21 protein-coding genes and 2 tRNA genes are annotated in these 18,766 nt (G+C 46.1%); 17 read left to right on the plus strand and 6 right to left on the minus strand.

Annotation, left to right across the window (positions count from 1 at the left end):
• The first annotated feature begins 2 nt into the window (after positions 1 to 2).
• From rnc to nagZ, 6 genes are read left to right on the plus strand one after another with little or no spacing between them, the layout of a single operon-like run.
• Entirely contained in the window at positions 3 to 794 is a 792-nt protein-coding gene (gene rnc, locus A8O14_RS02060; RefSeq protein WP_068947988.1) for a ribonuclease III, read from the plus strand.
• 44 nt (positions 795 to 838) lie between these two features.
• The gene (era, locus tag A8O14_RS02065; RefSeq protein ID WP_216861562.1) at positions 839 to 1,732 is read left to right on the plus strand and encodes a GTPase Era; all 894 of its coding nucleotides are present in this window, start codon (positions 839 to 841) and stop codon (positions 1,730 to 1,732) included.
• Between the two features lie 6 nt (positions 1,733 to 1,738).
• On the plus strand, positions 1,739 to 2,473 hold the full coding sequence (recO, locus tag A8O14_RS02070) for a DNA repair protein RecO (protein WP_068947990.1): 735 nt from the start codon (positions 1,739 to 1,741) through the stop codon (positions 2,471 to 2,473).
• 12 nt (positions 2,474 to 2,485) lie between these two features.
• Positions 2,486 to 3,235, plus strand: a complete 750-nt coding sequence (gene pdxJ / locus A8O14_RS02075; protein WP_068947991.1) for a pyridoxine 5'-phosphate synthase — start codon at positions 2,486 to 2,488, stop codon at positions 3,233 to 3,235.
• Positions 3,236 to 3,249: 14 nt separating this feature from the next.
• Positions 3,250 to 3,642 carry a holo-ACP synthase gene (gene acpS, locus A8O14_RS02080; protein ID WP_068947992.1) on the plus strand — a complete coding sequence of 131 codons (393 nt, stop codon included), beginning with the start codon at positions 3,250 to 3,252 and terminating at the stop codon, positions 3,640 to 3,642.
• A 21-nt stretch (positions 3,643 to 3,663) separates the two neighbouring features.
• A complete protein-coding gene (nagZ, locus tag A8O14_RS02085; protein ID WP_068947993.1) occupies positions 3,664 to 4,740 on the plus strand; it encodes a beta-N-acetylhexosaminidase in 1,077 nt (358 codons plus the stop codon).
• Positions 4,741 to 4,814: 74 nt separating this feature from the next.
• On the opposite strand, the gene efp is transcribed toward nagZ, so the two are convergent.
• On the minus strand, positions 4,815 to 5,375 hold the full coding sequence (gene efp / locus A8O14_RS02090; RefSeq protein ID WP_068947994.1) for an elongation factor P: 561 nt from the start codon (positions 5,373 to 5,375) through the stop codon (positions 4,815 to 4,817).
• Between the two features lie 87 nt (positions 5,376 to 5,462).
• The gene (earP, locus tag A8O14_RS02095; RefSeq protein WP_068947995.1) at positions 5,463 to 6,533 is read right to left on the minus strand and encodes an elongation factor P maturation arginine rhamnosyltransferase EarP; all 1,071 of its coding nucleotides are present in this window, start codon (positions 6,531 to 6,533) and stop codon (positions 5,463 to 5,465) included.
• Here earP and uvrC point away from each other — a divergent pair.
• The 5 genes from uvrC to A8O14_RS02120 all read left to right on the plus strand — a co-directional run bounded on the left by uvrC (position 6,532) and on the right by A8O14_RS02120 (position 9,919).
• Positions 6,532 to 8,448 carry an excinuclease ABC subunit UvrC gene (gene uvrC, locus A8O14_RS02100; protein WP_068947996.1) on the plus strand — a complete coding sequence of 639 codons (1,917 nt, stop codon included), beginning with the start codon at positions 6,532 to 6,534 and terminating at the stop codon, positions 8,446 to 8,448. The genes earP and uvrC overlap by 2 nt on opposite strands.
• Positions 8,449 to 8,482: 34 nt before the next feature.
• Positions 8,483 to 9,058, plus strand: a complete 576-nt coding sequence (gene pgsA, locus A8O14_RS02105; protein ID WP_068947997.1) for a CDP-diacylglycerol--glycerol-3-phosphate 3-phosphatidyltransferase — start codon at positions 8,483 to 8,485, stop codon at positions 9,056 to 9,058.
• Positions 9,059 to 9,174: 116 nt separating this feature from the next.
• Positions 9,175 to 9,250: transfer RNA gene (locus tag A8O14_RS02110), tRNA-Gly, on the plus strand.
• Between the two features lie 49 nt (positions 9,251 to 9,299).
• Positions 9,300 to 9,373 (plus strand) — tRNA-Cys (locus A8O14_RS02115).
• Between the two features lie 84 nt (positions 9,374 to 9,457).
• Positions 9,458 to 9,919 carry a hypothetical protein gene (locus A8O14_RS02120; RefSeq protein WP_068947998.1) on the plus strand — a complete coding sequence of 154 codons (462 nt, stop codon included), beginning with the start codon at positions 9,458 to 9,460 and terminating at the stop codon, positions 9,917 to 9,919.
• Positions 9,920 to 9,998: 79 nt separating this feature from the next.
• On the opposite strand, the gene lexA is transcribed toward A8O14_RS02120, so the two are convergent.
• Positions 9,999 to 10,718: a transcriptional repressor LexA gene (gene lexA / locus A8O14_RS02125; RefSeq protein ID WP_068949671.1), complete on the minus strand. Its 720-nt coding sequence runs from the start codon at positions 10,716 to 10,718 to the stop codon at positions 9,999 to 10,001.
• A 59-nt stretch (positions 10,719 to 10,777) separates the two neighbouring features.
• Between lexA and A8O14_RS02130 the strand changes: the two genes are divergently transcribed.
• The 6 genes from A8O14_RS02130 (at position 10,778) to dnaB (ending at position 15,980) form a co-directional block, all read left to right on the plus strand.
• Positions 10,778 to 11,863 (plus strand): asparaginase domain-containing protein, encoded by a 1,086-nt coding sequence (locus tag A8O14_RS02130; protein WP_068947999.1) that lies wholly within the window; start codon positions 10,778 to 10,780, stop codon positions 11,861 to 11,863.
• A 115-nt stretch (positions 11,864 to 11,978) separates the two neighbouring features.
• Complete coding sequence (gene rpsF, locus A8O14_RS02135) at positions 11,979 to 12,353, plus strand: 30S ribosomal protein S6 (protein ID WP_068948000.1); 375 nt, start codon at positions 11,979 to 11,981, stop codon at positions 12,351 to 12,353.
• Positions 12,354 to 12,412: 59 nt separating this feature from the next.
• Positions 12,413 to 12,706, plus strand: a complete 294-nt coding sequence (priB, locus tag A8O14_RS02140; RefSeq protein ID WP_068948001.1) for a primosomal replication protein N — start codon at positions 12,413 to 12,415, stop codon at positions 12,704 to 12,706.
• Positions 12,707 to 12,721: 15 nt separating this feature from the next.
• Positions 12,722 to 12,994: a 30S ribosomal protein S18 gene (rpsR, locus tag A8O14_RS02145; protein WP_068948002.1), complete on the plus strand. Its 273-nt coding sequence runs from the start codon at positions 12,722 to 12,724 to the stop codon at positions 12,992 to 12,994.
• A gap of 13 nt (positions 12,995 to 13,007) precedes the next feature.
• A complete protein-coding gene (gene rplI / locus A8O14_RS02150; RefSeq protein ID WP_068948003.1) occupies positions 13,008 to 13,460 on the plus strand; it encodes a 50S ribosomal protein L9 in 453 nt (150 codons plus the stop codon).
• Between the two features lie 66 nt (positions 13,461 to 13,526).
• A complete protein-coding gene (dnaB, locus tag A8O14_RS02155) occupies positions 13,527 to 15,980 on the plus strand; it encodes a replicative DNA helicase (RefSeq protein ID WP_216217815.1) in 2,454 nt (817 codons plus the stop codon).
• Between the two features lie 91 nt (positions 15,981 to 16,071).
• On the opposite strand, the gene A8O14_RS02160 is transcribed toward dnaB, so the two are convergent.
• From A8O14_RS02160 to A8O14_RS02170, 3 genes are all read right to left on the minus strand, one after another.
• Positions 16,072 to 16,338, minus strand: coding sequence for a hypothetical protein (locus tag A8O14_RS02160; RefSeq protein ID WP_068948005.1), 267 nt, complete (start codon positions 16,336 to 16,338; stop codon positions 16,072 to 16,074).
• Positions 16,339 to 16,452: 114 nt separating this feature from the next.
• Positions 16,453 to 16,887: a C40 family peptidase gene (locus tag A8O14_RS02165; RefSeq protein ID WP_370623026.1), complete on the minus strand. Its 435-nt coding sequence runs from the start codon at positions 16,885 to 16,887 to the stop codon at positions 16,453 to 16,455.
• Positions 16,888 to 16,963: 76 nt separating this feature from the next.
• Positions 16,964 to 18,610 (minus strand): PhoH family protein, encoded by a 1,647-nt coding sequence (locus A8O14_RS02170; protein ID WP_068948007.1) that lies wholly within the window; start codon positions 18,608 to 18,610, stop codon positions 16,964 to 16,966.
• Positions 18,611 to 18,766: the final 156 nt, after the last annotated feature.

Below are 18,766 nucleotides of genomic sequence, written 5' to 3' on the forward strand. Positions count from 1 at the left end.
TCATGAACGCGCGCGCCGTCATCGAAACCGCACCGCTGCAAGAGCGCCTAGGTTATACCTTTAAAAAGCCTGAGCTTTTAAATCAAGCACTGACTCACCGCAGTCATAGCAAGAAAAACAATGAGCGCTTAGAGTTTTTAGGCGATTCGATTCTCAATTGCGTAGTTGCTGATTTACTTTACGAGCGTTACTCCGATTTAGATGAGGGTGATCTCTCTCGTGTACGCGCTAATTTAGTCAAGCAACAAGCTTTGTATGAGATTGCTCAAACATTATCTTTATCTGACTACCTGCGCTTAGGTGAGGGTGAGCTGAAGAGTGGTGGCTTTCGTCGCCCATCTATTTTGGCTGACACTTTAGAGGCAGTTACAGGCGCGATCTTTTTGGATGGCGGCTTTGATGCTGCCAAATCCTGTTTACGTAAGTTGTACTCTGTGATCCTGGCGCAGGTTGATCCAAAGACATTGGGGAAAGATGACAAGACCTTGTTGCAAGAATGTTTGCAAAGTTACCAATTGCCATTACCAACCTATAACGTGACCGGTACGACTGGTGCTGCACACAACCAACAATTTGAAGTGGAGTGCTTGATTCCAAGCTTGAAGGTGGCTGTAAAGGGTGAGGGCGCATCGCGCCGTGCTGCTGAGCAGTCTGCCGCTAAGACTGCATTGCTTGCTGTACTCAAAGCTCTGCCACAAGAATCTCGCAAACCTAAGAAAACTCGGTCTGCTAAGAAAAAAGCAGCAAAGAAGGAAGCGACCGAAGAGCAATTAAATCTTAAGCTGAAGGGCTAATCGTGTTTAGATGCGGTACTATCGCCATTGTTGGGCGTCCCAATATGGGCAAATCAACACTTCTCAATGCACTGGTTGGTCAAAAGATCAGCATTACTTCACGTAAAGCACAAACAACCCGTCATCGTATATTGGGTATTCAGAATCGCGAAGAAGCGCAGTTTATCTTTATTGATACGCCAGGTTTCCAGACGCGCTTGATGAATACACTCAATAAAGCCTTGAACCGTACTGTCACAACTGCTTTGCAAGATGTGAACGTGGCCTGCTTTGTGGTGGAGGCGGGTTACTTTGGTGAAGACGATAAAAAAGTATTGAAGCTATTGCCAGGTGATTTACCGGTAGTGCTCGTATTAAATAAACTGGATTTGTTTAATAGCCGTTTTCAGGCGCCATCTGAGCGCGACCAAGCTTTGCTCAACTTCATGAAAGAGATGTCGAAACCTTGGTCTGAATTAGGTGGTCATGAAGATCAAAAGTGTGAGTTCGCTGAAATCGTACCGATGAGTGCTAAGAGTCCCGGTGACATCGAACGCTTGTTAGATGTGCTTGAGGGATATTTACCTGAAGCGCCAGCAGTCTACGATGGTGACACCATTACCGATCGTAGTGAGCGCTTTCTGGCTGCTGAGATTTTGCGTGAAAAAGTTTTCCGCTTCACTGGAGAAGAGTTACCTTACACCTCTACGGTGGTGATTGATCAATTTAAAATGGATGGCAAGATGCGCCGCATCGCCGCAACCATCTTGGTAGACCGCGATAGCCATAAAGCCATGATCATTGGTCAGAAGGGTGAGCGTCTAAAGAAGATCTCTACTGATGCCCGTATCGATATGGAGAAGCTCTTTGATGGCAAAGTCTTTTTAGAGACTTGGGTCAAAGTGAAGCGTGGCTGGGCTGATGATCGCGCTGAATTACGGGCGCAGGGCCTGGAATAAGTATCCATGGCCTCGATTCGTGTTGCTGACGAGCCTGCTTTTGTATTGCACAGCATTCCCTATAAAGAGACCAGCTTAATTCTCGATGTTTTCACAAGACAGTATGGCCGTATGGCGCTCATTGCTAAAGGGGCTAAACGACCCCATTCAGTATTGCGTCCTGTATTGCAGCGCTTTCAGCCGCTTTTAGTTTCTTGGAGTGGTAAGTCTGAGTTGCGTACCTTAACAAAGTCAGAGTGGGTTGGTGGCATGCCTTCTTTGGTGGGTGATGCGCTTCTCTGTGGTTTCTATCTTAATGAATTGCTCGTCAAGTTTCTGGCGCGTGAAGATGAATATGAAAAACTCTATGATCGTTACGCAGAAACCATCAATGCCTTATCGAACCTCGAATTTCAATCCAAGGGATTAGAAGAGATACTGAGGCCATTTGAGCTATCCTTATTGCAAGAGACTGGTTATGCAGCAGCCTTAGATCGGTGTGTGGAAACTAATGATTTGCCCGATGCGCAGACGCAGTATGTTTATCAGCCAGAGCGGGGAGTGCGCCCAGCCCAAGGTGATGATCCTGGCCATTGGCCAGTCCTCAGGGGGCAATCATTGCTGGCGATTGCAGCAGGAGATTTTTCTGATCCAGAGACTCTATCTGAGAGTAAACAGCTGATGCGCTTCCTCTTGAGTTTACATTTGCAGGATCAGGTATTGACGACTCGTCAAATTTTGATTGATTTGAAGAAAATCTAGTAATCTACTGTGATGACAACTCTAGAACTCGGCATCAATATTGATCACGTTGCCACACTTCGCAATGCGCGTGGCACAGTGTATCCCGACCCTCTTAAGGCTGCGCAATTGGCTGAAGAAGCTGGTGCCGATTTAATCACTCTCCATCTGCGAGAAGATCGTCGTCATATTAAAGATGCGGATTTGCTAGCATTGCGTCCGCTGATTAAGACTCGCATGAATCTCGAGTGCGCTGTAACCCCAGAAATGCTCGACATCGCCTGCAGGGTAAACCCACATGATGTGTGTTTGGTGCCTGAGAAGCGGGAAGAGGTGACCACGGAAGGTGGTTTGGATATTTTAGGAAAGTTTGAGGCAGTCAAGTCGGCTACCAAACAACTAAAAGACGCTGGCATACGCGTTTCCTTATTTATTGATCCAGAAGAAAAACAAATTCAGGCGGCAAAAGATGTTGGTGCCACCGTAGTGGAGCTGCATACCGGTCGTTATGCCGATTTATCTGGCATCGAACAAGGCAAGGAATTAGAGCGTATTCGTAAAGCAGCTCAGTTTGCTAAGCGTATTGGACTCAGAGTGAATGCTGGTCATGGTTTGCATGAAGGTAATGTGATGCCTATAGCAGCTATTGAAGAATTATCTGAGCTCAACATTGGTCATGCGATTGTGGCTGAGGCTTTATTTAAAGGTTGGCAAAATGCCATTGAGGATATGAAAGCCTTGATGGTTCGCGGTCGACACAAAGATCACATTCACCCTCTTTAATTATTAAAAACGTAATGATCATTGGTATCGGCACAGATATTTTGCAGATTGAACGCTTGCAGGCTGCTTACGATCGTACTAATGGCCGCCTGGCTGAAAAAATTCTAGGGCCAGATGAGATGTTGGTCTTTAAGTATCGTTTAGCTAGAAATCATAAGCGTGGCATTGCATTCTTAGCGACACGTTTTGCTGCGAAGGAGGCCTTCTCAAAAGCAATTGGTTTGGGAATGAGAATGCCTATGACATGGCGTTCCCTACAAACCTTAAATGAGCCCAGTGGAAAGCCGGTAACGAGTTACCTAGGCGCACTTGCGCAGTTTATGCAAGAGAATAATTGGGAAGCTCACGTCACTGTGAGTGACGAACAAGATATGGCCATTGCGCACGTAATCGTCACCCAGAAATAAAGAAATTAAGAAGAGGAATCCATGAGTAAAGCGACAATGAATCCCGGCCCTATTACTTTGGACGTAGTGGGACAGGTATTAAATGCCGAGGATCGTCGTCGTATCTTGCATCCTCTGACCGGTGGCGTCATCTTGTTTGGCAGAAATTTTGCCAATCGCAAGCAGTTAACTAAACTTACCGCAGATATTAAGAAGCTTCGTCCTGATGTTTTGATTTCGATTGACCATGAAGGTGGTCGAGTACAGCGTGCCAAGACCGATGGCTTTACCCATCTTCCCGCAATGCGGAGGTTAGGTGAGCTTTGGGGTGCGAAAAGTAAATCGACTCACGCTGCTGAATCTGCCGCGTTAGCAATGGCAGCAGCAACTGCGTGTGGCTATATATTGGCTACTGAACTGCGTGCTTGTGGTGTGGACTTTAGTTTTACACCCGTTTTGGATTTAGATTTTGGTCGAAGTGGCGTGATTGGTGATCGTTCATTTAGTCGCGACCCACAAATTGTGTTCGCATTGGCCAAGAGTTTGAATGAAGGCTTGCGTCTCGGTGGCATGGCGAACTGTGGCAAACACTTTCCTGGTCATGGTTGGGCAGAAGCGGATTCGCATGTCGCGATTCCGGTAGATGAGCGCTCATTGGCTGAAATTCTCAATGATGATGCTAAGCCTTACGAGTGGTTAGATTTAAGTTTGGTAGCAGTTATGCCAGCTCATGTAATTTACCCAAAGGTGGATAAGAACCCGGCAGGCTTTTCCAAGATTTGGCTGCACTCCATCTTGCGCCAAGAGTTGGGATTTGAGGGCGTTATCTTTAGCGACGACCTCTCTATGGAAGGGGCGAGTGTTGCTGGCTCAGTAGTGAAGGGCGCTGAAATGGCCCTCGATGCAGGCTGTGATGCGGTATTGATCTGCAATCGCCCTGATTTAGCGGATCAGTTGCTCGGTCAATTGAAAGTATCAAAGACTAAGCAAGCTGAGTCTGCTACGCGTTTAAACCGCTTAATGCCACGTTCTATTTCTTTGGCTTGGGATGAGCTTCAAAAAGAAGCTGAGTACCAGCATGCTAAAGGTTTACTCAAGCAGTTCAATTTGATTGCTTAATCTTTTAATTCCATAACAAGTAAGCAATAAAAAAGCCCGGCACGCCGGGCTTTTTGCTTTTGTAGTCTGCTTGATTAGTTAGCGCGGCTACGATATTCACCAGTGCGGGTATCGATTTCGATCTTGTCGCCAGTATTGCAGAACAAAGGCACTTGCAATTCATAGCCAGTAGCCAATTTTGCAGTCTTCAATACTTTGCCTGAGCTGGTGTCACCCTTTACTGCGGGCTCGGTGTAAACGATTTCACGAACGAGTGAGTTAGGCATTGCAACTGAGAGCGCCTTACCTTCGTAGAACACGACTTCACAAGGCATGCTTTCTTCGAGGTAGTTCAATGCATCACCCATAAACTCAGCTTCAACTTCGTACTGGTTGTAATCACCATCCATAAACACATACATTGGATCTGCGAAATAAGAGTAGGTGCAATCTTTCTTTTCGAGAATCACAACATCAAACTTGTCATCCGCTTTGTAAACACCTTCGTTTGGCGCGCCGGTTAACAAGTTCTTAAATTTCATTTTCACAACTGAAGAGTTGCGGCCTGAGCGGCTGTATTCGGCCTTTAAAACGACCTGAGCATCGGAGCCAATCATGACTACGTTACCAACGCGGAGTTCTTGTGCTGTTTTCATCTTGCTATTCCTGGGTGCAGAGTGATTTTTCTGCGGTTTTTATCAAAAACAAGATTGTAACCGCCCGCAAGCCTTTATTGCTTGGTCTTAGGCTACAAACCTTAATAGACGGGCTGCCAAGCCACCATCTTCTTGGTTTTTGAGTAATTGCATGCGCCAGGCCTTGGAATGAGTGCTCCAAAGATCGAGGGCCTTGAACCACTGGCTAGGCATAGCCCAGGTCATTGCCGCGATGGTTGCCAGTCTTAATTCTTGATTAGCCTCTTCGAGGTAGAGGTCCAGAAAGGCGGCTAATTTCACTTCGTGAGCCCGATCTTCTTGCGGATAAATATGCCAAATAAATGGCTTACCAGCTAATTGCGCGCGTACAAAAGAATCTTCACCGCGCACGATGTTGAAATCGCATTGCGATAAGACCCAATCTAAATCATCTTGCGAAACGAAGGGTAGAGATAGTAATTGCAAATTGCTTGGCAGTTGAATGGGTTGCTCTCCATACAAATTGAGAAGTTCAGCGTGACCATGCGTTAGCAAAATATCAACATCTTCACCAAGGGCGCCTAGATCCTCTAGCCACTTTCGTAGAGGTGCACCTGGGTAGCAGAAGATGCTGATACGTTTTGCGCCGCTGCGCAGCTTAGCCCAAACTGCTTTCAAGTCATAAGGGATTTGCTTTGCCACCTTCTCCCCCTCTGGTGGAATGGGGTCAACCAAGATACCACCAACCTCTTTCTGAAATCCTGGGAAAAAGAAATACTTCGATATGCCATGAGATTGTGGAGATGCCTTTGCATGAAAGTCCACAATCCAAGGTTCTGCACTAAGGTACTCTAGATTAATGATGAGAGGCTTAATAGGGGCAATAAATAGGCCGGCAAGATAGCGCTCTGGCAATTCACATCCAAAAGCCTCGATCACCACATCTGGAGTTTGAACGGGATGCCTTGCATTGTTGTAGCATGCCTCCCAAGGTTGAATATCAATCTTGTCTTTAATTGCGGGGTCTACACCAGAAGCGAGTAAATTGAGGGTTGGCAGATCGTCGCAGAAAATGCGCACCTCTTGGCCATGAAGACTTGATAAGCTTCGGGCTAGACGCCAGCAAACACCGGCATCACCATAGTTATCTACGATTTGGCAGAAAATATCCCAACGCATGAGTAATTCGCTTTTTGAAACCCTTCAGCAGGACGTTAAACGGCTACCCGGATTGCCGGGGGTATATCGCTTCTTTGATGAGGCGGGGAACATTCTGTATGTTGGCAAAGCTCGTAACCTTAAAAAGCGTGTATCCAGTTATTTTCAAAGCAAGCAGCTATCACCACGAATAGCGCTGATGGTCGGCAAAATTGCTCGCTATGAAACAACAGTAACACGGACTGAAACGGAAGCCCTCATTCTAGAGAACAATCTCATTAAAGAGTTGGCCCCACCATTCAATATCTTGTTCCGTGACGATAAGTCTTACCCATATGTGATGTTAACGGGGCACCAGTTCCCACGTTTGGCTTCTTATCGTGGCAAAGTCGATAAACGCAATCATTACTTTGGACCGTTTCCTAATAGCTGGGCTGTGCGCAATAGTGTGCAGATTTTGCAAAAAGTATTTCGTCTTCGCACCTGTGAGGACTCAGTCTTTAAGAATCGCAGTCGTCCCTGCTTATTGCACCAAATTCATCGTTGTAGTGCTCCTTGCGTTGGCAGGTTAAGTGTGGAGCAATATCAGCAAGACGTGGCACAGGCAACGCGCTTCTTAGAGGGCGATCATAGTCGCGTGCTCTCAGAGCTCGAAAAGGAAATGCATGCACATAGCGATGCCATGGATTTTGAAATGGCTGCTGTGCTGCGCGATCGTATTGCAGATCTTTCCAGTGTTCTTCAGCAGCAAGCGATGGATACAGTTGCCGATGGTGAGGGTGATGTTGACATCATTGCAGTGGCACTGATGGAAGGCATGGTTTGTGTAAACCTGGCCATGGTACGAGGCGGTCGTCACTTAGGTGACAGGGCTTATTTCCCCAAGGGTTTGCGTACCGCATCTGGTGAGCTTCCACCGCCTGCAGAAATCCTAGAAGCTTTTATTGCGCAACACTATTTGCAGGATGCAAATGATCAAGAAGGATCAACAGCCAATTTAATTCCACCAGTGTTGGTTTTAAATCATTCATTACATTCTGTCGGTGATGATGTCAACGAATCTACTGAAGCGCCGCCAGAAGATCTACATGATTTATTAAACGCACAAGCCGGTAAAAAAATAACCTTCTTGCATCAACCTCAAGGTCAACGCCGTCATTGGCTTGCGATGGCGGAAGGTAATGCCAAGATTGCATTAACTAAGCGTTTGGTTGAAACCGGTGGGCAACTGGCCCGTGCCCGTGCCTTGGTCGATGTTTTGGGTTTAGATCTTGAGGGCTTGGAGCACTTGCGAATTGAGTGTTTTGATATTAGCCATACCTCTGGTGAAGCTACACAAGCATCCTGCGTGGTGTATGCCAAGAATGCAATGCAATCGGGTGAGTATCGTCGCTTTAATATCAACGACATCACACCTGGTGATGACTATGCAGCAATGCGCCAAGTACTGCAAAGACGTTATGCGAACTTCCAAGAGCTCCCACCAGAAAAGATGCCGCAAGTCATTTTGATTGATGGTGGTAAAGGCCAGGTGGAGATGGCAAGACAAGTACTTTCTGAATTTGGTATGGATATAGGTTTGATTGTTGGTGTTGCTAAAGGCGAAGGTCGTAAGGTTGGCTTAGAAACACTAATTTTTGCCGACGGTCGCGAACCTCTGGAGCTTGGTATTGATAGTGCGGCACTATTGCTGGTTGCGCAAATTCGGGATGAGGCGCATCGCTTTGCGATCACCGGTATGCGCGCTAAGCGCGCTAAGGCAAGAACGGTTTCTCGTCTGGAAGAGATTGAGGGCATTGGCGCCAAGCGTCGCCAGAAACTGTTGGCACGCTTTGGTGGGCTGAAGGGGGTGGCTAATGCCAGCATTGAAGAGATTGCCAGTGTAGAGGGGGTATCGCTTACTTTGGCAGAACAAATCTACCGTCAACTGCACTAATAGCGATCCATCATATTTAGGTTATGCTTATCTAATGCCATTCAATCTGCCAATCGCCTTAACTTGGTTGCGTGTTGCAGCAATTCCATTGCTGGTGGCGATCTTCTATCTACCAAATTCTTGGTTTAGTCCATTTGAGAAGAATTTAATTGCAGCTATTATTTTTATTTCTGCAGCTATCACCGATTGGCTCGATGGTTTTTTGGCGCGTCGCTTAAAACAAGAATCGGCTTTTGGTCAGTTCTTAGATCCGGTTGCTGATAAGTTGATTGTTGCCGCAGCATTGTTGGTGCTACTCAATATGGACCGCGTTCAGGTCTGGGTCGCCTTAGTCATTATTGGTCGAGAAATTACGATCTCTGCTTTAAGAGAGTGGATGGCATTACTTGGCGCAGGTAAAAGTGTCGCAGTGCACATGGTAGGTAAGTTAAAAACCACCGCTCAGTTAGCAGCCATTCCATTTCTGCTGCTAAATGAAACTTTGTTTGGCTGGTTAGATTGCGCCAAGATTGGTACTTGGCTAATTTGGGTGGCTGCATTCTTAACCCTGTGGTCGATGTTTTATTACCTGAAAAAAGCCCTGCCTCAGTTGGCTGGCAAAATCGACTAATTCCTTTTTCTCTATAGCCGGCAAGGCTTAAAAGGCTGCTTAAACTCAGAGAACTTTCCCTTTGCCCAGAAATAATGCTTTCTTTTCGATTGTTTGTTAAACTATCGCCCTGTTATGCGGGAATAGCTCAGCTGGTAGAGCGATACCTTGCCAAGGTATAGGTCGGGAGTTCGAACCTCCTTTCCCGCTCCAAGTTCGATGGGAAGCCCTAAAAAGCTTCCCATTTTTGATTCAGGGATATGGCGCGTTGGCCGAGTGGTTAGGCAGGAGCCTGCAAAGCTTCGTACGGGGGTTCGATTCCCTCACGCGCCTCCAGTAATTTCGCTTGACTGGAAAGGTCTAGCACCTAAAATACTTTCAGTATGTATTGAAAGTTGCATTAATTCATTAAAGCGAAAAATGATCAAGACCAAAACTTTAAAACTTAGCGCTCTTGCATTGTTCCTAACTGTATTTTTAGGCGCATGCGCAAGCTCTGGCGATTCACCAACGGGCACATCGCAAGAAGTGCAAGAGGTTCAGCAGCAACTCTTAGGTGATATGCCTTTGCCTGCTGCTTCAAAAATTATTGGTGCAGAATCATTAATCATCGGGCGTGGAGATAACTGGGTAGGTCGCGTTGTTCTATCTGGCGTGCAAACACCAACTGATATTTATGCTTTCTTTCAATCTGAGTATCCACGTGCAGGTTGGACAACTGTAAGCGCCGTGAAAACAAAAACCAGTATTTTAGTATTCACTAAAGGTGACCGTACAGCCACAGTGGAATTAAATGAAGGTCCATTAACGGGACCTAAAACATTAATCACCATTACGTCTTCGCCAAAGAATGCAAACGTAGTAGCACCAAGTAAGAAGTAATAGTAGAAACTCCATTGCCCTTCATGAGGGCAAATAAAAAAGCCTCCACTGGAGGCCTTTGTTTTGTTGGCTACCCGGCCTACAGACCTTCAGCCCTGATGAGGCCAACGGCTTGGCCTTCAATTGCAAAGTTAGGTTGACGTCCATCAACCACAATATTTTTGAAGTCTGGATTTTCAGCTTGTAATTCAATCACCATGCCGTTAGCGGTTTTCTTTTGCTGCCAACGTTTAACAGTGACTTCATCATCTAAGCGCGCAACAACGATATCGCCGTTATGTACTTCAGTAGTTTTTCTAACAGCCAAATAATCGCCATCCAAAATTCCGGCGTCACGCATACTCATGCCTTTTACTTTTAATAAGTAATCAGCGCCTTTGCTAAATAAGCTCGGATCAATCGGTACTTGTTTCTCAATATGCTCGACGGCCATAATTGGTGAGCCAGCAGCAACGCGACCGATTAATGGAAGTGTTAGTTGTTGTAGTGCACCTGATGGCAATGACAACTGACGATATTTATTGGGATGTTGTGTTTGATTGAATCGTTGTGGAATACGAATGCCGCGAGAAGTGCCCGGCGTTAATTCGATATAGCCTTTTTTCGCGAGTGCACGTAAATGTTCTTCAGCAGCATTTGCAGAAGCAAATCCGAGTTGCGTTGCAATCTCTGCGCGAGTGGGCGGTAAACCGCTCTCATCGATAGCTTTTGTAATGAGATCCAAAATCTCACTCTGGCGGGCAGTGAGTTTAGGGAGGGTAGTCAGCTCCTCTTGAAAATCGACTGTATTGATGTCCATACTGGGATTGTATACAGCACTTTTTGATAATTCAAGCAATTTAAAGGTGATAATGGGGTATGAGCTCAATTCAAACGAAAGCCGAAAATAATCCTCATATCTTGGTTTTGGGTATGGGTGGCACTATTGCTGGTATTGCTTCCAATCCTGAAGATAGCCCCCTTAAATATGAAGCTGGGCAGATAGCAGTCGGTTCTTTGCTTGCCCATATTCGGTCCGCAATTCCAGAGGGAATTGCTTTGGTTTCCCATCAAGTTGCCAATATCAACAGTCGCAATCTTTCTGAGCCCTTATTAAGTCTTTTGGGTGAGACCGTGAGGCAAGCCCTTGATAATCCAATGGTCAAAGGGGTAGTGCTCACTCACGGAACCGACACGATGGAGGAAACTGGCGTCTTCTTACAGTTGACCTGCGGTAGAAGTGCTCAAGATTTAGGCAAAAGAGTCATCATTACTGGAGCTATGTTGCCGTCAAATGCATCTAAGGCTGATGGCCCTTCAAATTTACTAGATGCTATTCGTTGGGCATCCACTCCGCTGGAGAATTGTCCAGGCGGTATTTATGCTGTTATGGATGGTAGGGGGTGCTTGGCTATGGATCTGGCAAAGCGGCATGCCACTGATTTAAATGCCCCAATTCAAGCATCACCGAGCAGCTCTGTAGGGCTGATTAATCCCTCATGGCTATCTGGCGTAAAGGCTGTAGAGGCGGCTTGGCTTGAGGATTTGCCTATTCCTGCGGGTAATGAGTGGCCTTGGGTTGAAATATTGACAAGCCATGCCGGCGCGAGGGCTGAAACGGTCAGCCATTGGCTCGATACACGGGTTCAGGGCTTGGTCATTGCTGGCTCAGGAATGGGTGGCTTTCATGATGAGTGGGCTAAGCCATTGGCAGGCGCTACCAAGCGCGGTATCGCCTTGGTCAGAACTACGAGAACGGGCGCGGGCACAACTAAGCAGGATATTCCCGAGATGGACTTAGCTGGTTGCATGGCTTCAGGTACTCTTTCAGCTCCTAGGGCCAGAATTGCTCTACAGCTGGCCCTGAATGCTGAAAAACAGGCCAAATTAGCTGGTAAATCCCTGACTTGGCAGGATTTTTTTGCTAGAATAGCGCTCTTGCCTGAGTTTAGGGTAAGGGTTTAAAAAGTGTTGTGAGCAGTACCTACAATTTGTTACTACCTTGTCACACTGGCGCTAATTTCAAAACCATCAGAAATTAGCAAGACGCCCAGGTGACTTCATCCTTAAGGAGTGTTTGATGCGTCATTATGAAATCGTCTTTATCGTCCACCCGGACCAAAGCGAGCAAGTGCCAGCGATGATCGATCGCTACAAAGCTACATTAGCAGCTGCGGGCGGCAAAATTCATCGTATTGAAGATTGGGGTCGTCGTCAGATGGCTTACATGATCGACAAGCTTGCTAAAGCCCACTACGTTTGCATGAACATTGAGTGCGACCAGAAAACTCTGGAAGAGCTTGAGCATGCGTTCAAATTTAACGATGCTGTTTTGCGTCACCTCATCATCAAGACTAAGAAAGCTGAAACAGAGCCTTCCATCATGATGAAGGAAGTGCAACGTGAAGAAGCGCGCAAATCAGCTCAATCCGAAGCTCCTGTAGCAGCGGAATAAGTTAGAAATTTGAAGAGGAATACACAGACTAGAAAACGTATCAGAGAAGCGGAGCGGCGTTGAATCATTTCACCCTCACTGCAATCTTGGTATCTAAAGACGCGATTCGATTTACACCTGCAGGAATACCAGTGATGCATTGCCAGCTAGAACATAGCGGCGAAGCAAACGAGGTAGGAGTAGCAAGGAAAATTCAGATGAGCGTTGAAGCCATGGCAATCGGTCCGATACAAAAGGATCTGGAGCGAATGGATTTAGGAGCCGAGGCGGTGTTCGAAGGATTCTTAGCACCGAAGACTCTACGTAATCAAAGACTTGTTTTCCATATTACCCATATTCAATTGAAAAATTAAAAAGAGGAAATCATCATGGCGTTTGGAAAGAAACCCGATTTCAAAAAGAAACCAGCTCAGAACCCATTGTTCAAGCGTAAGCGTTATTGCCGTTTCACTGTTGCTGGCGTAGAACAGATCGACTACAAAGATGTAGACACATTGAAGGACTTTATTGGCGAAAACGCCAAGATTACTCCTGCTCGTTTGACAGGCACAAAAGCAAAATATCAGCGTCAGTTAGACACTGCTATCAAGCGTGCTCGTTTCTTGGCTTTGTTGCCATTCTCCGATCAACATAGAAAATAATTGGGAGCCCTCAATGCAAATCATTCTTTTAGAAAAAGTAACAAACTTGGGCAACCTCGGTGACGTAGTTCGCGTTAAAGACGGTTTCGCTCGTAACTTCTTAATCCCACAACGTAAAGCTCGTCGTGCAACTGAAGCGGCTATCGCTGACTTTGCAACACGTCGTGCTGAGTTGGAGAAATTGGCTGCTGAGAAATTGGCTGCTGCTGAAGCGGTTGGCGCAAAGCTTAAAGACTTGGTTCTCGAAATCGGTCAAAAAGCTGGTGTTGACGGTCGCTTATTTGGTTCTGTAACCAACCACGACATCGCTGATGCTTTGAAAGCTAAAGGTTTCACGATTGAGAAAGCTTCAATCCGTATGCCTACTGGCCCATTGAAGATGGTTGGTGATCACCCTGTAGCGGTTGCTGTTCATACCGATGTAGTGGTTGATATCACTATCCGTGTAGTTGGCGAGCAAGCTTAAGTTTAAGAGCTGTAAACTAGCCTCATGGCTGAATCCCGTTCACGTTCCGTAACGCTGAATCCCGGCATGTCGGGACCTGGGGATGCAGTCGTGCAGGCTTTAAAAGTTCCCCCCCATTCTGTAGAAGCCGAGCAATCTTTGCTCGGCGGTCTACTGATCGACAACTCCTCTTGGGACAACCTTGGCGGAGTATTAAACGACAAAGATTTCTATCGCCCTGAACATGCTTTGATCTACAAGGTCATTGCGCGTTTAGTTGGTGACAACCATCCTGCAGACGTAATTACTGTTCATGATGCAATCAAGTCTGAGCAGGGCGGTGATTTGGTGAGTATTGATTACCTGAATTCATTAGCGCAAAACACGCCAAGTGCGGCCAACATTAAAGGCTATGCCGACATTGTTCGCGACCGCAGTATTTTGCGTCGCCTGATTGAAGTATCAGACAGCATTGTTAACTCAGCATTTGTGCCAGAAGGCCGGACTGTTCGCACTCTGCTGGATGAGGCTGAGTCACGCATCTTGCAGATTGGTGAAGAGGGTAGCCGCAAAGCTGATTACCTCGAGATTGAACCATTATTACGTTCAGTTGTTGCCAGAATTGATGAGCTCTATAACCGTCAAGGTGGTAGCGATATCACTGGTATCGCTACAGGCTTTATCGATTTAGATAAGCAAACTAGCGGTTTGCAAAAAGGTGACTTGGTGATTGTGGCTGGTCGTCCTTCTATGGGTAAAGCACAGCCATTAGATGCAAAAGTAAAGACTGTTAATGGTTGGAAGTTTATGGGAGATCTAAAGTTTGGTGATCGCCTCGCTTCTGTTGATGGCCAGTACTCAATGGTCACAGGCATTTACCCACAAGGTGCGAAGCAGATATACAAAGTCACGTTTTCTGATGGCCGTCAATCTGAATGTTGCGATGAACATCTCTGGAGGGTGATGTATCGCGATTGGTCTGAGCCGCGTGTTATCAACACCACTCGCTTGATGGAAATGCTGCAGTGTGTACGATATAAGAATAGGTTATGGATTGATCCTGTCACAGGTGATTTTGGCCACTCGAATACATTGCCAATTCACCCGTGGGTTTTAGGTGCGTTGCTAGGTGATGGCACTCTAGCTCTATCTCATAGATCAGTCATGTTTTCAACTAAGTCACCTGAGCTTGTAGAGCGCATGAATTTGCTTGCGAAGTATGAGATGGAGTTAGTGCATGCTAATGCATATGACTGGAGATTGGCTTCGAAAGAAAGAATTGCTGCTAATGGTCAAAGAGCGGCTATAAAGACAAATTATTTTAGAGCTGCTTTAGATGAATTAGGTGTTTTAGGTTGCAGGAGTTTTGATAAATATATTCCGGCTACTTATCTTGAGGCCAATAAGAATTCTCGTCTTGCATTGTTCCAAGGTTTGATGGATACCGATGGATGGATTGAGAAGTGGGGCTCTATTCGTTTTTGTACAGTAAGTAAGCAATTATCTGAAGATGTTACAACTTTAGCTAGGTCATTAGGAGGCTTTTGCTCAATAGGGCAAAAGCAAACTAGCTATACCTACAAGGGTGAAAAGAAGCAAGGTCGATTATCTTATGTTTTAAATATGAGTTTTGGTCCTGGTTTTCAGGCGTTTACCCTGCCCGAAAAGGCCGAAAGATTAAGAGCAAAATGGGATCGCCAACGTAGAATTTCATTTCAAAGTATTGAGCCTTCCAGGATGTCTGAGGCGCAATGTATTTCAGTTAGCCACCCACAAAGAACTTATGTAACGAATGATTATGTCGTAACTCACAACACTGCATTTGCCTTGAATATTGCAGAGAACGTTGCCTTAGCTGAAGGCTTGCCAGTTGTAGTCTTCTCGATGGAGATGTCGGGTGAGCAATTAGCTGCTCGTTTGCTAGGTTCAGTAGGGCGCGTTGACCAAGGTCGTATGCGTACTGGTAAATTACAAGACGATGAGTGGCCACGTGTAACAGATGCAATTGCTCGATTAAGTAATACCCAAATTTTGATCGATGAGACTGGTTCTCTATCAAGTCTTGAATTGCGTGCACGTGCACGTCGTATTGCTAGAAACTTTGGCGGTACCTTAGGTTTAGTGGTGATTGACTATTTACAGTTGATGAGTGGCTCTGGTTCTGAAAACCGTGCAACTGAGATTTCTGAAATTTCACGCTCACTTAAATCCCTCGCAAAAGAATTGCAGTGCCCAGTCGTTGCTCTCTCACAGTTAAATCGTGGTCTTGAGCAACGTCCCAACAAACGCCCAATCATGTCTGACTTACGTGAGTCTGGCGCTATCGAGCAAGATGCCGACTTAATCATGTTCATCTATCGTGATGAGGTGTATCACCCAGATACCACCACCGACAAAGGTGTTGCAGAGATCATCATTGGTAAGCAGCGTAACGGCCCAATCGGAACGGTGCGCTTAAGCTGGCAAGGTCCGTATACCAAGTTCGATAACTTGGCGATGGGGTCCATTGGTTATTCTTCTGGTGGATACGAGCCGTTCTAAAAATAGATAACCAAATAAATTGATAAATTAAAAGCCTCGCATTGCGAGGCTTTTTTACTGAAGTAGTTAAGTAAGATTTAGAAGAATAATTTTATTTTCCGCCTTCACATTTCTTTATTGACGCAGTTTTAGCGGCGCCATACAAAGGCTTGCCATCCTTGCTGACTGCTTTAGCTTCGCAATCGTTGGGCTTTGCATCGCCCATACATTTTTTGATGGATGCATCTTTGGCTGCTCCGTATAACGGCTTACCATCTTTACTCACAGCTTTTGCTTCACAGGCAGCCTGATCGGCAAATGCGTAAGAAGGTAGCGCAAAGCTCAGTGCGATACTTAAGGTAATGATGATTTTCTTCATGGCAACTCCTCTAGTGTTTACTTCATTAAATAGACTGCTGATTAGCCACTCTAATCAAAATGAAGGGATAAGGGAATATAGGGAAAGCGCTATTAACCCTGTAAAATCATAATATTAGGGGGCAATACGTCTTGCCTCAGTAAACTTTGCCGCCCAATAGGGTGAGGTAATGTAATCTAGGCGCACGGTGCCACCTGCACTAGGAGCATGTACAAATCTGCCTTGCCCAACATAGATGCCGGCATGTGAGTATTTTTCACCCGTAGTGTTAAAGAAAACAAGGTCTCCAGGTGCTGGGGGTTGATTCTCAACACTTCTTCCTTTGGTGCTCATCTGTTGGATAGTACGAGGTAATTTAATGCCAGCCGCTTTGTTGTACACATAGACAATAAGACCACTACAGTCAAAGCCACCTTTGGGTGTATTGCCGCCATAGCGATAGGGAACATCTACTAAGCCAACCGCTGCAATCGATATATCTTCCGTACCGACGCTAGTATCTTGCTTAAACTGCGCTACTTTCGCTGGGTTTGATTTACTTCCAAGCATACTGCATCCCGATACTACTAGGATCGTACAAATAAAAATGCCGCACCCGATTAGAGTGCGGCATGAGAAGGATTGCTTAGAGTGCGTCGGCAGCATGATCCGCAAGACGTGAACGCTCACCGCGCGCAAGAGTGACATGGCCACCGTGCCGCCAACCTTTGAAGCGGTCAACAACATAGGTAAGGCCCGATGATCCTTCTGTGAGGTAAGGAGTATCAATCTGAGCAATATTGCCTAAGCAAACAATCTTCGTTCCAGGGCCTGCACGGGTTACCAAAGTTTTCATTTGCTTTGGTGTTAAGTTTTGTGCTTCATCGATGATCACAAACTTACTTACAAAGGTTCTGCCGCGCATAAAGTTCATACTCTTGACTTTAATGCGTGAGCGAATCAGTTCTTGAGTGGCGGCACGACCCCATTCACCAGCATCGTCGTTACGTTGAAGTACCTCAAGGTTGTCATCAAAGGCACCCATCCAAGGCTGCATTTTTTCTTCTTCAGTGCCTGGTAGAAAGCCAATGTCTTCGCCTACGGGGACGGTGGCACGGGTGATGATGATTTCGTTATAGCGCTTACTATCCAAGACTTGCTCAAGTCCGGCAGCTAATGCCAATAAAGTTTTACCAGTGCCAGCCTGCCCTAACAGGGTTACAAAGTCCACATCTGGGTTCATGAGTAGGTTCATTGCAAAGTTCTGCTCACGATTGCGTGCAGTAACACCCCAAACATTATTTTTCTGGTGGGAGAAGTCTCTGAGCGTTTGCAAGAGGGCGGTCTTGCCGTTGATTTCTCTAACGTGTGCATAGAACGGTGTGGAACCGTCAGGATTTTCTTGATAAACAAACTGATTGACCAGCATGCTGGGTACAGCTGGGCCGGTAACTCTATAGAACATGGTTCCGGATTTGGAGTCTGCCCAGCTTTCCATATCTTTCCCATGCTTTGGCCAAAAGTCTGCTGATAAGGCCATGACCCCGGAGTACATCAAGTCACGATCTTCTAAAACTTGGTCGTTGAAATAGTCTTCAGCAGGTAAGCCTAAAGCACGCGCCTTAATGCGCATATTGATATCTTTAGATACCAATACAACCTCTTGACCCTTACGTGTTTTTTGTAACTCGCTAACAACTGCCAAAATCATGTTGTCGCCTTTACCTTCAGGCAAGCCCTCTGGTAGAGCCTGGGTAGACAACTTGGTTTGGAAAAAGAGCCGACCCGAAACATCTTGATTGCCAAGTTTGTCTAGAGGGATGCCATCATCCAAAGTGCCGCTAGTACCGGCGATTAACTGATCTAAAGAGCGGCTGACGGTACGGGCATTACGGGCTACTTCAGTCATACCCTTTTTGTGATTATCCAGCTCCTCAAGAGTAGTCATCGGCAAGAATAGATCATGCTCAGAGAAGCGGAACAAAGAGCTTGGATCATGCATCAACACATTGGTGTCGAGTACGAATAAAGAAGGAGGCCCTGTGCGAATCACACGTTTTGGTTTGGCTGGAGCTGTAGCCTTGCTGTCGTTACGAATTGGGCTACGATCTGCCTTGATCTTTTCAAGAGCAACTTCTGCTGCAGATAAGTCCTCTTCCATATCGTTTGTCCAATCGGAACTTTCTACCACCACTGGTTTTGCTGGAGCTGGGCGTTTCTTCAAGTCGGGAGTGTCTTTATGACTGAGCTTCACTTGATCAGCAATTTGAGTTGGGATGGGTGGCAATGGCATGCAGGCTCTCCTAAAAGAAAAAACCGCCAAGCGGAGTGCGTTGACGGTTTATTACGAAACTGGTTGCGACATCTAAAAAACGGAGGGGGTTGTTCCCCGAACCTGCTCTGAGATATTCAGGTTTCTGATTCAAACGGATTGTCAGACTTTCCCGTC

It is taken from the genome of Polynucleobacter wuianus (genome assembly GCF_001659725.1).
Taxonomy (GTDB): Bacteria; Pseudomonadota; Gammaproteobacteria; order Burkholderiales; family Burkholderiaceae; genus Polynucleobacter; species Polynucleobacter wuianus.